Here is a 2,020-nt window from a genome sequence, read left to right on the forward strand (position 1 = left end):
TTCCTCTGCTCCTTCTGCTCTTCGTAATGCCTCCGCTAGCTGTTCTTCAAGCTCGCAGTAAGTCGGACGTTTCTCCATGCAGGAATCTTTACTAATTATTCTTTATTGTGAGAGTTTGTGCTTGGGTAAATAGAACCATTGTATTTCTGTCAAAATAAAACTATACGATACACTCGTCAACAGTATCTCTATTTGTCAATTCGTTTGAACCACCTTTTACTTCTAATAATTGCTCTGTAGATAAAATATCAAAATTTGTCATAGCTGTAAGGTATTTAGAAAATTAATAAAAAAATAAAACTATACGATACACTCGTCAACAGTATCTCTATTTGTCAATTCGTTTGAACCACCTTTTACTTCTAATAATTGAGTTGAGTTAAGAATTTCAAAATTTTCCATGGTTATTTAAATTATAAAGTGAATATTGTTTTCGTTTTACACCCCTTTATTCCCTTTTTAGGGGAAAAGTAACCCAGAAAGTGAAAGTTTTTTTCAAAAACACTTAATTTTCTTTTTGGTTTGAATATCCCTATAGGGTCTATTGTGCACATATACAGTCTTTTAAAATTTCTTTTTATTGTGAAAAAAAAACGAGAAATATTTCGATTTCTACTGATCACTTCATGCTTTTTGATGCTTAATGCATCAATTTTTCATGTAAAGGCATCAAACCCTTCTCATTCTTTTCATACAGATTTAACGACTTCTGCAGATTCTAGCTTATTAATTTTATTCAATAAAGGGGTAAAAGAACTCCGCTTAAGAAATAATAAGGGAGCAGAGCTCTATTTTCAACAAGCTGAAGGAAGTGTCAATGAAAGTGAGATTAAAAATTATAATCTTCTTTATAGGTATAAAGTCAATTATGGTGTTCTTTTAATAAGGTTGGCCAAATTTAAAGATGCATTGATAAAATTTAATTCGGCTGAGCTTATTTGTAAGAAAAATTTTGGAGAGTCGACAGGGAAACTTGCACCTGTGTATGTTAATATGGGGAATATATACTTTTATTCAAAAGATAATTTAAAAGCCCAAAAATTTTATGAAGCTGCTTTGTTTATTATCAAAGAGAATCCTTCTGCGTCTAGATGGAGAGCTCAGATAATTAACAATCTTGGCTTAGTTGCAAAAGCAAATATGGATTTTAATAATGCTCTTAAATATTTATTAGAAGGCCTTGATATTAAACTTGAAAGAGGTGTTTTAGACTTGTCAGCGACATATAATAATATTGGTAACTGTTATAAAGATCTCGGATATTACACTGAAGCTGATCAATACTTAAAATTGAGTATTGAGGAATCTATTAAGATTAATGGAGAAGGAAATTCTGATTTAGGAAATTTTTACCTGAATTATGCCGTTTTTCAATCTAGGCAAGGCAATAATAAATTGTCAAAGGAATATTTATATAAATCTTATGACACTTATCTCGATAAATTTGGTATAAAGCATCCAGGTACAGCGCACTGTCTTAAGAATATTGGAGGCATATATTTTAAGGAAGAAGATTATCTAAGAGCTTTACAATTCTATCAAAAGGCTCTTATGTCCAGTACTTACGATTTCAATGGACAAGAACTTGATGAGAATCCAAGTATTGAGCAAGTTGATGGTCAATTAACTACTTTTGATATTATTGATGATAAAGCGTCAGCTCTGTATAAACTCTATGGAAGAACTAATCAGGTTAAGTACCTTAAGCTTTCATTAGATACTTATGAATTATGTGTTGATATTATTGATCAAATCAGAATCGCCTTCCAAGATGAAGAATCAAAATTAGCTTTAAATAAGAGTGAAAATGGGACTTACTCTAAAGCTATTGAAGTCGCTGCCAAATTATTCGAATTAACTGGGAATCCTATTTATAGAGAGAAAGCATTTAGTTATTCAGAACGATCTAAAGCTTCGAGTTTGCGTAATTATTTGAATGATATGGATGCTAAAACTTTTGGAGGTATTCCAGAAGATCTTCAGATTTTAGAGCATAAATTAAAGCAAGATATTGCTGATT

General features: G+C 30.9%; 2 protein-coding genes. One reads left to right on the plus strand and one right to left on the minus strand.

Annotation, left to right across the window (positions count from 1 at the left end; translation table 11 throughout):
- Positions 1-160 precede the first annotated feature (160 nt).
- Entirely contained in the window at positions 161-262 is a 102-nt protein-coding gene (locus QZZ48_RS15595) for a bacteriocin class II family protein (RefSeq protein ID WP_294967175.1), read from the minus strand.
- A gap of 374 nt (positions 263-636) precedes the next feature.
- On the opposite strand from QZZ48_RS15595, the gene QZZ48_RS15600 reads away from it, so the two are divergent.
- A partial coding sequence (locus QZZ48_RS15600) for a tetratricopeptide repeat protein (RefSeq protein WP_294967176.1) occupies positions 637-2,020 on the plus strand: 1,384 nt, incomplete at its 3' end.

This window comes from Sulfurimonas sp. (assembly GCF_016744025.1).
Classification (GTDB): domain Bacteria; phylum Campylobacterota; class Campylobacteria; order Campylobacterales; family Sulfurimonadaceae; genus Sulfurimonas.

What these genes read in the sequence shown, in the direction of transcription:
- QZZ48_RS15595 (WP_294967175.1), bottom strand. Translation starts at nt 262, where the DNA reads ATGACAAATTTTGATATTTTATCTACAGAGCAATTATTAGAAGTAAAA.